A 13643-nucleotide genomic window follows, 5' to 3' on the forward strand; every position below is an offset into this window, starting at 1 on the left:
CACCTTACAAAACAGAAGCGTGAACCGCCTGGGCGAGGCTTTGCTCCAGGCTGGCCACAATTTCCAGGCGTATGGCCTGAAGCCAGTTATCCAGATGAGATCGGGGATGTGCCGGGCAGCTCCATTCACGCTGCAAGCCGGCAGGACGGCCACCTAGAAGCAGGGCGCGGTCCGCCAGCAAGAGGGCTTCATCAATATCGTGAGTGACCAGCACAATGGCGCAGCCAGTCTGGTCGCGTATCGACAGAATCAGCTCCTGCATCTGCCGACGGGTGACTTCGTCCAGCGCACCAAAAGGCTCATCCATCAACAAGACCTGCGGACGACGAGCCAGACAACGCGCAATGGCAACACGCTGTGCCATCCCGCCCGACAAGGCGCCAGGACGCTGATGGCGGTTTTCATAGAGGCCGACCTGACGCAGCGCCTGTTCAACGCGCTGGCGGCGCTCTGCAGCCGATACGGAAGGTTGGCGCGCAAAGCCCAGGCCAAAGCCGGTATTGGCCTGCACGTTCAGCCACGGCAAGAGAATGGCTTCCTGAAACGCCATGGCCAAAGCGGGATGAACTCCACGCACGGCCTGCCCCAGAAAGGACACCTCGCCCTGAGTAGGCGCTTGCAAACCAGCCAGAACCCGCAACAAGGAGGACTTGCCCACCCCGCTGGGCCCCAGCAACGCCACGATCTCGCCCGCGCGCACGTTCAAGTCCAGGTTCTGCAAGATCGTCTGGCCACCGTAGGCCAGACTGATCCCCCGTGCGGACAAGAGCCCGGCCCCTTCAGAATCGGTATGCGAGGGGGCGGCGGAACTCATACGGCATCCTGCCCAAGTTCGGCTTTCAGTTGCGCCACCGTGGGCGAGATCAAAGGCACCAGCATGGCTTCACGATAACGGCGCAACAGTTGCGGATGCTTGCCCTGCATATAGGTTGCCCCGCCAATTGCAGAGCTTTCCAAGGCCACAGCCTGCGACGCCAGACTGCTTAGCTCGATACGCACTTTGAACAGGTCAGGCGGCGTGGCCGAGCCAGGCTTACGTACGGCATCAACCAGCACATCCGACAACTCCTGTACACGATCCAGCAAACGGCGAGCGGGCTGTTCCTGTACCCATTGGCAGCGGGGCGCATCCAGCACTTGTTTCAAGGAACGGCGCGCCAGGCCCATGGTCATGCCGCATTGCAGCGCCATGAAACGGGGGCGTACCGTGCGCACAAAGTGGCCTGCATCGGGATGCAGCAAGCGCTCCTGTCCCAGACGCACGGCATTGAACGTCAAGGCGGCGGTATTGCTGCCACGTAGTCCGACCAGATCCAGGTCTGCCGAACGCTCCAATCCTGGATCACCCAGTTCTGCCACCCAAATACCAGCCTGATTCTCGGGCATGGCGGCCACAATGGCGACCAGGCAGTTGCCGGGGCGCAGATTGGTAATCCAGGGCAGGCGGCCTTCAAACTGCCATTGCCCTTGTTCGGGCTGAGCACGCACTTGCAACTCTTCAATGCCACCCAAAAACTTGATGGCATTGGACAGGCCCGTCGCACCGGCAATACTGCCGTCCAGCAAACCGGGTAGATAACGCTCGCGCATGGCGGAGTCCTGCACGTCACGCAGGTATTCAATAAAGGTGCGCTGGCTCCACAGGACAAAACCCGCTGCTAGCGAATGCTCAGCCACTTCCACGATGGATTGAACGGCATCGCCAAAGTCGGAAAAATCTGCTTTCAAGCCCAGGCTCAACAAACCGTCTTGCGCCAGGCGAGGCAGCAAGGCCTGCGCCTGGGAGGCATCGCTATCCAGCGACAGGGCGTGCTCTTCCAGCCACTGAGCCAAGCCGGGCGACAAAACAGGGCGCTCTGAGGCCAGCACAGGCTGCTCAGCGCATTTTAAGGGGTTTCCCATGCGTAGGCCTCCAGCTGGCTATTGAGCGGCGTACGGGCCAGATTATTGGCAAAGTTGCAGATCGTCGCCAAGCCGATGCCGGTAATCACTTCCAAAGCCTGCTGGTCGCCATAACCGGCAGCACGGAAATCAGCCAGGGCTTGGTCGGATACCTGACCACGGGTATCGATCACGGCGCGACTGAACAAAGCCAATGCTTGCAGGCGCTCGTCGTTGATCTGATCAAAGCCACGCGCACGCAAGGCAGCCAGGATTTCCGGGTCCAGCTTGGCTTTATGGGTCGCAATGGCAGTGTGACCAGCCACGCAGAAGCGGCAACCGTGAGTGGTGCCGGCAACCAGTTGCACCACCTCGCGCTCGACCAGCGACAGGCTGGCGGTGGCGTTCAGGGCGGACATATCCTGATAGGCTTGCAGGGCAACGGGTGCATTGGCCAAAATAGCCAGCAAATTGGACAAAAAGCCGCTACCACGCACCGCTTTTTCAAGGGCTGGTTTGACCGCCTCTGGTGCGGAGTCCACAGTATGCAAAGTTAAGCGGGTCATGATGGCGACAATTCCTTAGTTAATCCGAGAAGGTTTTATTGTCGATTGACTGACGCCTTATCTCCATGTGCGAACATAGCGGTATTCATATTAAAAATATCCACGAAAAGAAATAAGCATATTTTTTGCATGAGCGACTCTGCCCTTCCTGACAGCCATTGTGCTGTCGACTCCAAAGACACCGGACACCCTGTGGAGGAACTGCTCTTGTCCGGGCTGGAGATCTCGGCCAGCCTGTTTCACTTGGGCCAGTACTGCAACCAATGGGAAAGCAGCCTGCATGGGCATCAACGGGCAGGCTTTCATGTGGTCTTGCATGGGCCGTGCTGGCTGCATATTCAGCATCAGGACGCTTGGGCCTTGCAGGCGGGTGACGCGGTGTTCTTCTTGCGGGATGTGCCCCATCGCCTAAGTTCTTCACCCACGCCGCCAGACTGGAATGTGTCAATGCGGCGGCAAACCATGCAGAACCTGGAGCCCCAGGTACCGCAAAGCACAGGTTTGCTGTGCGGATTTCTGGATCTGGGCCGCGGCTTGAGCGAATTGCTGCTGGCAACCGTGCCGGATGTTTTATTGATTGATGGTGCTCAGGCGGATGCCGATTCGGGACGTCCCTTACTGGACTTGATTCAGGCCGAGATGCGACGTCAGCCACAAGCGAATTCCAGCCTGCTGGAGAAGCTGGTGGAGCTGTTGTTGTTCTATACCTTACGTCAGCAAATCGGACAGACACCGCCCGACGGAGCCCTGCCTGCCGGCTTGATTCATCTGGCCAGCGATTCTGCGTTTGGAGGCTTGATCGAGCAACTACTGCGTGAGCCTGCCAAAGCCTGGTCGGTTGATGATATGGCTGCCTATCTGAACATGTCGCGCGCTGCTTTTCACCGCCGCTTTACCTTGCTGTGCGGGATGGCACCGGCTCAGGTCCTATTGCAACTACGCATGCAGTTGGCCAAACGTCAGTTGGAACAAGGGCTGACCATGGAACAGATTGCCGAGCGTATCGGTTATAGCTCCGCCGCCGCCTTCAGTGCTGCTTTCAGGCGCAGTGTGGGTGTCAGCCCGGCTCAGTGGCGCAAACAGGAAACACGTGGCTAAGTCGCCAGTATGCAGCTTACGACTGCAACCAGCCTCTGTTTTCAGCCCAATCATCCATGCAGGTCAATGGCCCGAGCCATAAGGAATAGCCGATGTCCTGTGCAAGATGCCATAAAACCCACAGGCCACTCGGAATCAAACGCTAATTCCAACCTTCAGGCTGGCAACAGGCACACCATACGATCACTCTTCTGTTCCAGTGCCCGTCGATAAACAAGCGGACATAAAAAAACCCCGATCTGTAAATAGATCGGGGTTTTTTGACCTACCAGAGCCAGGCCGAAGCCTGACATCTGAGCAAGCGTTTAGATCACGCGGGCTGCTTCGATCAGACGCACAACAGTCCAGGACTTGCTGCGGCTGATAGGACGGCCTTCGGAAATCTCAACGGTATCGCCTTCGTTGTACTGGTTGGTCTCGTCATGCGCTTTGTATTTATTGGAGCGCACGATGATCTTGCCATACAAAGGATGTTTAACGCGGCGTTCAACCAGAACGACGACAGTTTTGTCCATCTTGTTGCTGACAACTTGACCAATCAGGGTACGTTGACGTTTTTCGGTAGTTTGAGTTTCGCTCATCTTACTTTCCTGCGGTCTCAGCCATGACAGTACGGACGCGCGCGATGTCGCGACGTACTTTGCCCAATTGGCTGGTGTTGGAAAGCTGTTGAGTAGCACGCTGCATGCGCAGGTTAAATTGTGCTTTCAACAGGCTCTCGAGCTCTTTTTGGAGCTCGGCGGCATCTTTGGTACGGAGTTCGCTGGCTTTCATGACGTCTCCTTAAGCACCGATCTGACGCGTTACGAACGTCGTCGAGATAGGCAGCTTGGCAGCGGCCAGACGGAATGCTTCGCGTGCCAGCTCTTCGCTAACACCTTCCATTTCGTACAGGACCTTGCCTGGTTGAATCTCAGCGACCCAGAACTCTGGATTACCCTTACCGTTACCCATACGAACTTCGGCAGGTTTCTGCGAAATTGGCTTATCGGGGAAGATACGGATCCAGATGCGGCCACCACGTTTGATGTGACGGTTAATTGCACGACGTGCTGCTTCGATCTGGCGAGCAGTCAGACGGCCACGGTCAGTGGCTTTCAGACCAAATTCGCCAAACGAAACTTGCGCACCGCGAGTTGCCAGACCGGTGTTACGGCCTTTGTGCTCTTTGCGGTACTTTCTGCGAGAAGGTTGCAGCATGTTTTATTCTCCTTCGGACGCAGCAGGAGCAGCGTCTTTACGAGGACCGCGGCCACGACCACCTGGACGGCGGTTTTCAGGGCGGTCACCACGTGGACGACGTGGGCGGCGCTCTTCAGGGGCTACGGTGTCAACAGGCATTTCGCCGTTAGGCAGCATGTCGCCCTTGTAGACCCAGACCTTGATACCGATGATCCCGTACGTCGTGTGCGCTTCGGAAGTACCGTAATCGATGTTAGCGCGCAGGGTGTGCAGAGGCACACGGCCTTCGCGGTACCATTCGGTACGAGCGATTTCGATGCCGTTCAAGCGACCCGAGCTCATGATCTTGATGCCTTGGGCACCCAGACGCATGGCGTTTTGCATGGAACGCTTCATCGCACGACGGAACATGATGCGCTTTTCCAATTGCTGAGCAATGGAGTCGGCGATCAGTTGAGCGTCGGTTTCAGGTTTGCGAATTTCTTCGATGTTAACGTGCACGGGCACGCCCAACAGGCGCTGCAGGTCAGCCTTCAGGCTTTCGATATCCTCGCCACGCTTGCCGATCACTACACCAGGACGAGCCGAGTAAATAGTGATACGAGCATTCTTGGCAGGACGTTCGATGACCACACGGCCAACGGACGCGCTTTTCAGCTTGCGTTTCAGGTATTCGCGCACACGGATGTCGTCAGCCAACATCGTACCGAACTCAGCACCGTCAGCGTACCAACGCGAGCTCCAGTTACGGTTAACAGCCAGGCGGAACCCAATTGGGTGGATTTTCTGTCCCATTGTGACTCCTTAAGCGCCGACTTTGACCACAATGTGGCAAGTCTGCTTCTCAATACGGTTACCGCGGCCTTTGGCTCGTGCAGAAAAACGCTTCAACGACTGAGCCTTGTCCACGTAAATGGAGGTGACTTTCAGTTCGTCGATGTCGGCGCCGTCATTGTGCTCAGCGTTGGCAATCGCCGATTCCAGAGCTTTCTTGATGATGCCAGCGGCTTTCTTGGGAGTGAAAGTCAGCGTATTCAGAGCGTGAGCGACGGACTTGCCGCGGACCATGTCCGCAACCAGACGTGCTTTTTGCGCCGAAATATGGACTCCACGAATAATTGCTGTAGTTTCCATCACTTATCTCCGGGCCTTTTTGTCCGCAGCGTGACCCTTGAAAGTACGGGTCAAAGCGAACTCGCCGAGCTTGTGGCCAACCATGTTCTCGTTGATGTAAACGGGAATGTGTTGACGGCCATTGTGAACGGCAATCGTCAGCCCAATGAACTCGGGCAGGATGGTAGAGCGGCGCGACCAGGTTTTGATTGGTCGCTTGTCGTTACCCACAACGGCTGCGTCAACCTTTTTGATCAGGTGAGCATCAACGAATGGGCCTTTTTTAATCGAACGTGACATAGTGTTCGCCCCTTACTTGCGCTTACGGCGCGAAACAATCATGTTGTCTGTGCGCTTGTTACGACGGGTGCGGTAGCCCTTGGCAGGCGTACCCCATGGGCTGACTGGCTCACGGCCTTCACCCGTACGACCTTCACCACCACCGTGGGGGTGATCGACTGGGTTCATCGCCACACCGCGAACGGTAGGACGAATACCACGCCAGCGAACAGCACCGGCTTTACCGATTTGACGCAGGCTGTGATCGTGGTTGCTGACTTCGCCAATCGTGGCGCGGCAGTCGATGTGAATGCGGCGAACTTCACCGGAACGCAGACGCACTTGAGCGTACGTGCCTTCACGAGCCAGCAACACAGCGGAACCACCAGCGGAACGAGCGATCTGAGCACCCTTACCCGGCATCATCTCGATGCAGTGAATGGTTTGACCCACAGGAATGTTGCGGATGGGCAAAGTGTTGCCGGAACGGATAGGAGCTTCCGCGCCAGAGACAACTGTTGCACCCACTTCCAGACCACGAGGGGCGATGATGTAACGACGTTCGCCGTCTGCGTAACACACCAATGCGATGTGAGCACTGCGGTTAGGGTCGTATTCCAGACGTTCTACTTTCGCAGGAATACCGTCTTTGTTGCGACGGAAGTCGACAATACGGTAGTGCTGCTTGTGACCGCCGCCACGGTGACGAACCGTGATGTGACCGTTGTTGTTACGGCCAGCACTGCTGGATTTCTTTTCCAGCAAAGCCGCGTAAGGAGCGCCTTTGTGCAGTTCAGGGTGAACTACTTTGATCATGCCACGGCGACCTGGCGACGTTGGTTTTACTTTTACCAATGCCATATTAGTTCACCTCAGAAAAGTCGAGTTCCTGACCGGGCTTGAGCGAGACATATGCCTTGCGCACACTGCGGCGGCGACCCATGAAACGGCCAAAGCGCTTTTCTTTGCCCTTCTGATTGAGCACCTGCACCGACTCAACTTCTACCTTGAACAGCAGTTCAATGGCAGCTTTGATTTCAGGCTTGGTCGCATCAGGAGCGACGCGGAAAGCGATTTGCTGATTTTTTTCGGCAACGTACGTGGCTTTTTCAGTCACGACAGGAGCCAGAATGACTTGCAATAGACGTTCGGCGTTCATCCCAACATCTCCTCAAACTGAGCGACAGCCGCTTTGGTGACCAACACTTTTTTGTAGTGGATCAGGGACAGCGGGTCGGCGTAGCGTGGTTCAACCACAGCAACGTGAGGCAGGTTACGCGTAGCCAGGTACACGTTCTCGTCCAACGCGTCGGTGATGATCAGCACGGATTCCAGGCCCAGGTCTTTCAGCTTGTTGGCTGCCAGACGGGTCTTGGGTGCTTCCAGAGTGAAGGAATCAACAACCAACAGACGCTCGTCACGGACCAACTGAGACAGAATCGCGCTGATACCGGCGCGGTACATCTTCTTGTTGACCTTGTGTGCGTAGTTTTCTTCACCGGTGTTGGGGAATGCACGACCGCCTCCACGCCACACGGGCGAGGATGTCATACCAGCACGAGCGCGGCCGGTGCCTTTCTGGCGCCATGGCTTCTTGGTGCTGTGGTTGACTTCGGCACGAGTCAATTGCTTGCTGTTACCGCTGCGAGCATTGGCTTGGTATGCAACAACGATCTGGTGAACCAGAGCTTCGTTGAATTCACGACCGAAAACGGTTTCGTTGGCCTGCAATGTGGCTGCAGCTTGGCCTTGTTCGTTCAGGAGCTTCAGTTCCATGGATTAGGCTCCTTTCACAGCAGGGCGCACAACGATATTGGCATTCTTGTGACCTGGGACAGCGCCCCGGACCAGCAACAAGCCACGCTCGGCGTCGACGCGGATCACGTCAAGATTCTGAACCGTACGGGTAACGTCACCCATATGGCCCGACATTTTTTTACCTTTGAACACACGGCCTGGATCCTGGGCTTGACCAATGGAACCGGGTACGCGGTGCGAGCGCGAGTTACCGTGGCTGTTACGCTGGCCGCCAAAATTGTGGCGTTTGATGGTACCGGCAAAGCCTTTACCGATCGTGGTGCCCGTAACGTCAACCTTCTGACCCGCTTCGAAAATGCTTTCCACAGCCACTACGGAACCGGCGGAAAGCTCGGCGATAGCAGCGGGGTCGAGGCGGAATTCTTTCAGGATGCTGCCAGCTTCAACGCCAGCTTTTGCATAGTGCCCTGCCTGGGGCTTGGTAACGCGTGTTGCACGACGGGTGCCAAAGGCAACCTGTACAGCGGCGTAACCGTCAACTGCGGGCGTCTTGACCTGGGTGATGCGGTTGTTGGACACGTCCAGCACGGTCACAGGGATGGACTCGCCTTCCTCTGTAAACACACGGGTCATGCCAACTTTACGCCCAACAAGGCCCAGCCGCCACGCGGCAGGCGTAGGTGTCGAGTTCGACATCGTTTTCTCCATTCCTGACTACGATTGGTCAGGGCTAACTGAGAGTACACGCAATGATTTGCGCGACGACCATAGCCAAAACTTTTTGGCTAAGCTAGTAAATATAGCACGCGGCTGTAAAGCCAAGCAAGATTTACTGCAAAAATTGGCCCTAAACTGCTTGATTGACAACAGTTTTTTTGAATTCGGGGTGCTTGGCTACACAGTCTGAATCAGAAAAATTGATCTGCCGCGCATTTTCTATTGGTGCGCCTTATTGACAAAACGAGCCACGTATTCGTTCACCGGTTCATCACGAATTTGAGCCGGAGTACCGCTTTGTTCCACCCTGCCCTCACGCAGCACCACAATGTGCTGACCCAGCCGCAAAGCCTCATCAATATCGTGCGTAATAAAAATGATGGTTTTGTTCAGGCTGCTTTGCAGGCGTAGCAGCTCGTCCTGCATCTCGTAACGAATCAAAGGGTCCAGAGCCGAGAAGGCCTCATCCATCAGCAGGATGTCGGCATCAACGGCCAAGGCTCGGGCCAGACCAACCCGTTGCTGCATCCCGCCTGACAATTCATCGGGGTAGTTATCGGCATAGTCCTGCAGGCCCACGCGCTCCAGCCATTGCCGAGCCTGCTCTCTGGCTTGCATGCGTTTATCACCTCGCACTTCCAGGCCAAAGGCGACGTTCTCGACCACTGTTAAATGGGGCAACAGGCCAAAAGCCTGAAAGACCATGCTGATTCCATAGCGGCGGAACTGTCGCAAACTGGCCATGTCCAGCTGCAATATGTCCTGCCCATCCACCAACACCTGCCCGGCACTGGGATCGATCAAACGGTTGATGTGACGCACTAGCGTGGATTTACCCGAACCGGATAAGCCCATGACGCAGGATATCTGCTGCGCGGGAAAGCAGGCATTCACACCGGCCAGCCCCACGATGCAGTCCGTCTGCTTTTGCACCGCCAACTTGTCGGCTCCCTGCTTCAACAAGTCCACGGCTTCGGTCGCCCGGTTGCCAAAGACCTTATAGACGTCTCGCAGCTCTATCTTGCAGACCTGATCACCCGAGCTAGTAGATAGGGTATTCATGCTTGCCTCCTGACCTTGCGACGATGACGCTGAGAACGACCAAAGGATTGAGAAATCCGGTCAATAACAATAGCGAGGATCACAATCGCGACCCCTGCCTGCAAACCACGCCCTATATCCAGTGTCTGAATGCCGGCCAACACATCCTCACCCAAGCCTTGAGCACCAATCATGGAAGCCACCACCACCATGGACAGCGCCATCATGGTGGTTTGATTAATGCCCGCCATAATGCTGGGACGCGCCAAGGGCAAGGTAACCTTCATCAGCATTTGCCACCGCGTGACTCCGTAGGCCTGCGCCGCCTCCATCACATGCTTGTCCACCTGTTGCAAGCCCAAACTGGTCAGGCGAATCAAGGGTGGAACAGCATAGACAACGGTAGCAAGAACCGCAGGTACTTTACCCAGACCGAACAGCATCAGCACCGGAATCAGGTACACAAAGCTGGGCATGGTTTGCATCACATCCAGCACCGGCGTCAGCACTTTTCTGAGTAGACGGCTGCGGGCACTAAGAATACCCACCGGGACACCAATCAGGACAGAGAAGACAGTCGCCACCAACACCAGGGTAAAGGTTTGCATCAACTTATCCCACAAGCCCATGGCTCCGATCAGATACAAGCCCCCCGCATAGAGCAGTACGGGCAGAAAACGACGCTGCCCCCACCAGGCCAACAAGCCCGTCAACACCAGGATGGCCCATGCGGGCACCTGCTGCAACACACGCTCTACCGGCAAGATGGCATACGTCAGAATCCACGAACTGATCTGGCGAAAGCCTGTCCCCCAGTCTTGCACGGCAACCAACAACTGACGGTTCACCCAATCTGCGGCTGACCACTCCGGGAAAAAACGGGACTGTACGGCGACTGGCTTTCCTACTTCATCTTCCAAGGCGGCCTGCAAGCGATCTGCCTGGGCAAGCGGCATCCACTGGCGCCATTGCTCTTCGTTTTCTTTCAGGAACTTCTGTACCTGCGTGCTGGCGTTTTGCCCACCCTCGGTCATGCCCAAAATGATCTCATTCATCTGCCCAGGCTCTAGCTGGATCTTCTCAAACAAAGCCACCAGCTCGGGGTGAGACTCCACGAAGGGAGTAGAAGCTGCCACGCCTATATTCGCCACGATGAAATCCGTAGGACAAATCTCACCCTTGCCTGAAACAGCCGCCTTCCAGCAGCTTTCATTGAAAGGGGCACTGGCCAACTTCTTGAAGGAGTATTTGGCCATCAAGCCAGCAGGTTGCCAGTAATAGAACAGAATTGGCACACGCCTGTCATAGGCGGCACTGATTGCTGCATCCAGAGCTGCGCCAGTACCAGGTCGGAAGTTTTGATAGTGTTCGCCCAGGCCATAGAGATCAAACAGGCGGCTATTGAAGGTTTCACATACCCAGCCGGACGGACAGTTATAGAAGCGGCCCTTATCAGGTTGCTCCGGGTCCCTAAATACGGCGGCGTAGCGTTTCAAATCCTGAACTGTCTGCAAATTCGGGGCAATTGGCTTGACGCCCTTATCCAGATCGCCATCGACGACATAATCCGGCACATACCAGCCCTGCTCGGCCCCGCCTTTCAAGGTATTGCCCAGCACCTGAACCTGACCGGCTTCAATGGCTTTTTCAATGATCTCAGTACGTCCTGACCAGATCTCGCCAATTACCTGAATATCGTTTTGAGCCAGCGCACTTTCCAGAGCGGCTGAGGAGCCTGGCACCCGTTCGGTCTTGCAACCGTAGGCCTTCTCCAGAATCTGCTGATACAGCTCGGTGCTAAACGCGGCACTCTCCCAGCTCAGATCGGCCAAACGTACGGATTTACCGTCTGCACACACTTGTGCGGATGCGCTAGCCCCCCATAGGCATAGCCACAAGCCCATGAAATACCACAAGGCCAGATACGGCTTATTTCTGTGCATTCTCATTCTTGCCCTCCTTTAACCCCGCCCATCGTCGCATTTGTTTCCCAGTCAAAGTGTGTCTGGTCGTAAAAAACAAACTGACAGGCAAAAAAAAACGCCATGCAGTTGCATGGCGTTTCTTTCGATGTATCCCGAACAGCTAGGCAGAATTACTGCAGAGCGATTTCGACGTCAACACCGGCTGGCAAATCCAGACGCATCAGAGCATCAACGGTCTTGTCGGTAGGATCGACAATGTCCATCAAACGCTGGTGGGTACGCATTTCAAACTGATCGCGCGATGTCTTGTTGACGTGCGGCGAACGCAGAATGTCGTAGCGACGGATACGTGTTGGCAGTGGCACTGGACCACGAACAACAGCGCCGGTGCGCTTGGCGGTTTCTACGATCTCAGCAGCAGACTGATCGATCAACTTGTAATCGTAAGCCTTCAGACGGATGCGGATTTTCTGGTTTTTCATGGGTAATCCTAAAGAACGATATAAGTAGGGGCTTTTTACCTGGGCCTATCGATTACTCGAAGAAACTCTGACTAAAAAGCATCCCTTTTGGGGGTAGCAAAGACGCGGTGGGAAAGTTGGTACCTTCACACCGCGATCAAGGCCTATTACTTGATGATTTTTGCCACCACGCCAGCGCCAACGGTACGGCCGCCTTCGCGAATCGCAAAGCGCAGACCTTCTTCCATGGCGATAGGAGCGATCAGGGACACTTTCATCGAAATGTTGTCGCCTGGCAGAACCATTTCCTTGTCTTCGGGCAGCTCGATGGTGCCGGTCACGTCAGTCGTACGGAAGTAGAACTGAGGACGGTAGCCCTTGAAGAAAGGCGTGTGACGACCACCCTCTTCTTTGGACAGAATGTACACCTCGGCGTCAAAGTCGGTATGAGGCATGATCGAACCGGGCTTGGCCAGAACCTGACCACGCTCCACGTCTTCACGCTTGGTACCGCGCAGCAACAGACCGACGTTATCGCCAGCTTCGCCTTGGTCCAGCAGTTTGCGGAACATTTCAACGCCGGTGCAAGTGGTCTTGACCGTGTCTTTGATACCCACGATTTCGATTTCTTCGCCAACCTTGATGATGCCGCGCTCAATACGACCGGTCACAACCGTACCACGGCCAGAGATCGAGAACACGTCTTCAACAGGCATCAAGAAGGTACCGTCAACGGCACGCTCAGGCGTAGGAATGTAGTTGTCCAGCGCCTCGGCCAGAGCCAGAACAGCTTGGCTGCCCAGGGGGCCTTCGTCGCCTTCCAGAGCCAGTTTGGCCGAACCCTTGATGATCGGGGTGTCGTCGCCGGGGAAGTCGTACTTGGACAACAGCTCACGAACTTCCATTTCAACCAGTTCGATCAGCTCTTCGTCATCGACCATGTCGGCCTTGTTCAGGAACACGATGATGTAAGGAACGCCAACCTGACGGCTCAGCAAAATGTGCTCGCGAGTCTGGGGCATTGGGCCATCAGCGGCCGAGCAAACCAAAATAGCGCCGTCCATCTGGGCAGCACCCGTAATCATGTTCTTGACGTAGTCAGCGTGGCCGGGGCAGTCAACGTGTGCGTAGTGACGGTTAGGCGTCTCGTACTCAACGTGCGAGGTGCTGATGGTGATACCACGTGCTTTTTCTTCAGGGGCGTTGTCAATCTGCGAGTAATCGCGTGCTTCGCCGCCAAATGCCTTGGACAGAACCGTGCAGATTGCAGCGGTCAGAGTGGTTTTACCGTGGTCAACGTGACCGATAGTACCGACGTTGACGTGCGGTTTAGTCCGTTCAAACTTGCCTTTAGCCATGGCAGACTCCTGAAGGGATAGAACGATAGAGAGAAGAGAGATGTGGTGCCCATGACGCGGATCGAACGCGTGACCTCTCCCTTACCAAGGGAGTGCTCTACCACTGAGCCACATGGGCATTCAACTTCAGCCCAGAATGGCCAAAGATTTTAAACCTGGAGCGGGTGAAGGGGATCGAACCCTCGTCTTAAGCTTGGAAGGCTTCTGCTCTACCATTGAGCTACACCCGCAGACTTTTCTTCACCCTCTCCTAAAGCCGCCTTG

At 55.7% G+C, this 13643-nt stretch carries 18 protein-coding genes and 2 tRNA genes; 1 reads left to right on the forward strand and 19 read right to left on the reverse strand.

Going from position 1 to position 13643, the window contains the following annotated elements; genetic code table 11:
- Positions 1–4 precede the first annotated feature (4 nt).
- From ACDI13_RS10000 to ACDI13_RS10010, 3 genes are read right to left on the reverse strand one after another with little or no spacing between them, the layout of a single operon-like run.
- On the reverse strand, positions 5–814 hold the full coding sequence (locus ACDI13_RS10000) for an ATP-binding cassette domain-containing protein (RefSeq protein WP_316990719.1): 810 nt from the start codon (positions 812–814) through the stop codon (positions 5–7).
- Positions 811–1902, reverse strand: coding sequence for an acyl-CoA dehydrogenase family protein (locus ACDI13_RS10005; protein ID WP_316990718.1), 1092 nt, complete (start codon positions 1900–1902; stop codon positions 811–813). The genes ACDI13_RS10000 and ACDI13_RS10005 overlap by 4 nt, the downstream gene beginning before the upstream one ends.
- Positions 1887–2447, reverse strand: coding sequence for a carboxymuconolactone decarboxylase family protein (locus tag ACDI13_RS10010; protein WP_316990717.1), 561 nt, complete (start codon positions 2445–2447; stop codon positions 1887–1889). The genes ACDI13_RS10005 and ACDI13_RS10010 overlap by 16 nt, the downstream gene beginning before the upstream one ends.
- A gap of 129 nt (positions 2448–2576) precedes the next feature.
- On the opposite strand from ACDI13_RS10010, the gene ACDI13_RS10015 reads away from it, so the two are divergent.
- Entirely contained in the window at positions 2577–3545 is a 969-nt protein-coding gene (locus ACDI13_RS10015; RefSeq protein ID WP_316990716.1) for an AraC family transcriptional regulator, read from the forward strand.
- Positions 3546–3850: 305 nt separating this feature from the next.
- Here ACDI13_RS10015 and rpsQ read toward each other — a convergent pair whose 3' ends face one another.
- The 16 genes from rpsQ to ACDI13_RS10095 form a co-directional block, all read right to left on the reverse strand.
- A complete protein-coding gene (gene rpsQ, locus ACDI13_RS10020; RefSeq protein ID WP_003803027.1) occupies positions 3851–4126 on the reverse strand; it encodes a 30S ribosomal protein S17 in 276 nt (91 codons plus the stop codon).
- A 1-nt stretch (position 4127) separates the two neighbouring features.
- Positions 4128–4319, reverse strand: coding sequence for a 50S ribosomal protein L29 (gene rpmC, locus ACDI13_RS10025; RefSeq protein WP_003803032.1), 192 nt, complete (start codon positions 4317–4319; stop codon positions 4128–4130).
- 9 nt (positions 4320–4328) lie between these two features.
- Complete coding sequence (gene rplP / locus ACDI13_RS10030) at positions 4329–4745, reverse strand: 50S ribosomal protein L16 (protein ID WP_003803033.1); 417 nt, start codon at positions 4743–4745, stop codon at positions 4329–4331.
- A gap of 3 nt (positions 4746–4748) precedes the next feature.
- Complete coding sequence (rpsC, locus tag ACDI13_RS10035; protein WP_003803035.1) at positions 4749–5522, reverse strand: 30S ribosomal protein S3; 774 nt, start codon at positions 5520–5522, stop codon at positions 4749–4751.
- Positions 5523–5531: 9 nt separating this feature from the next.
- Positions 5532–5861, reverse strand: coding sequence for a 50S ribosomal protein L22 (gene rplV, locus ACDI13_RS10040; protein ID WP_009462426.1), 330 nt, complete (start codon positions 5859–5861; stop codon positions 5532–5534).
- A gap of 3 nt (positions 5862–5864) precedes the next feature.
- Positions 5865–6140, reverse strand: a complete 276-nt coding sequence (gene rpsS, locus ACDI13_RS10045; RefSeq protein WP_003803039.1) for a 30S ribosomal protein S19 — start codon at positions 6138–6140, stop codon at positions 5865–5867.
- A gap of 12 nt (positions 6141–6152) precedes the next feature.
- Positions 6153–6980: a 50S ribosomal protein L2 gene (gene rplB / locus ACDI13_RS10050; protein WP_316990715.1), complete on the reverse strand. Its 828-nt coding sequence runs from the start codon at positions 6978–6980 to the stop codon at positions 6153–6155.
- Position 6981: 1 nt separating this feature from the next.
- Positions 6982–7278 carry a 50S ribosomal protein L23 gene (gene rplW, locus ACDI13_RS10055; RefSeq protein WP_003803043.1) on the reverse strand — a complete coding sequence of 99 codons (297 nt, stop codon included), beginning with the start codon at positions 7276–7278 and terminating at the stop codon, positions 6982–6984.
- The gene (gene rplD / locus ACDI13_RS10060; RefSeq protein WP_316990714.1) at positions 7275–7895 is read right to left on the reverse strand and encodes a 50S ribosomal protein L4; all 621 of its coding nucleotides are present in this window, start codon (positions 7893–7895) and stop codon (positions 7275–7277) included. Before rplD ends, rplW begins: the two co-directional genes overlap by 4 nt.
- A 3-nt stretch (positions 7896–7898) precedes the next feature.
- Positions 7899–8573 (reverse strand): 50S ribosomal protein L3, encoded by a 675-nt coding sequence (gene rplC, locus ACDI13_RS10065; RefSeq protein ID WP_003803046.1) that lies wholly within the window; start codon positions 8571–8573, stop codon positions 7899–7901.
- Between the two features lie 240 nt (positions 8574–8813).
- On the reverse strand, positions 8814–9656 hold the full coding sequence (locus ACDI13_RS10070) for an ATP-binding cassette domain-containing protein (RefSeq protein WP_316990713.1): 843 nt from the start codon (positions 9654–9656) through the stop codon (positions 8814–8816).
- Positions 9653–11584, reverse strand: coding sequence for a glycine betaine ABC transporter substrate-binding protein (locus ACDI13_RS10075; protein ID WP_372372424.1), 1932 nt, complete (start codon positions 11582–11584; stop codon positions 9653–9655). Before ACDI13_RS10075 ends, ACDI13_RS10070 begins: the two co-directional genes overlap by 4 nt.
- A 146-nt stretch (positions 11585–11730) precedes the next feature.
- Complete coding sequence (gene rpsJ / locus ACDI13_RS10080) at positions 11731–12042, reverse strand: 30S ribosomal protein S10 (RefSeq protein WP_003803053.1); 312 nt, start codon at positions 12040–12042, stop codon at positions 11731–11733.
- Between the two features lie 146 nt (positions 12043–12188).
- The gene (gene tuf / locus ACDI13_RS10085) at positions 12189–13379 is read right to left on the reverse strand and encodes an elongation factor Tu (RefSeq protein WP_316989522.1); all 1191 of its coding nucleotides are present in this window, start codon (positions 13377–13379) and stop codon (positions 12189–12191) included.
- A gap of 43 nt (positions 13380–13422) precedes the next feature.
- Positions 13423–13497 (reverse strand) — tRNA-Thr (locus ACDI13_RS10090).
- Between the two features lie 38 nt (positions 13498–13535).
- A tRNA-Gly gene (locus ACDI13_RS10095) sits at positions 13536–13609 on the reverse strand.
- Positions 13610–13643: the final 34 nt, after the last annotated feature.

This window comes from Alcaligenes faecalis (assembly GCF_041521385.1).
In the GTDB taxonomy this organism is placed as follows: Bacteria; Pseudomonadota; Gammaproteobacteria; order Burkholderiales; family Burkholderiaceae_B; genus Alcaligenes; species Alcaligenes faecalis_E.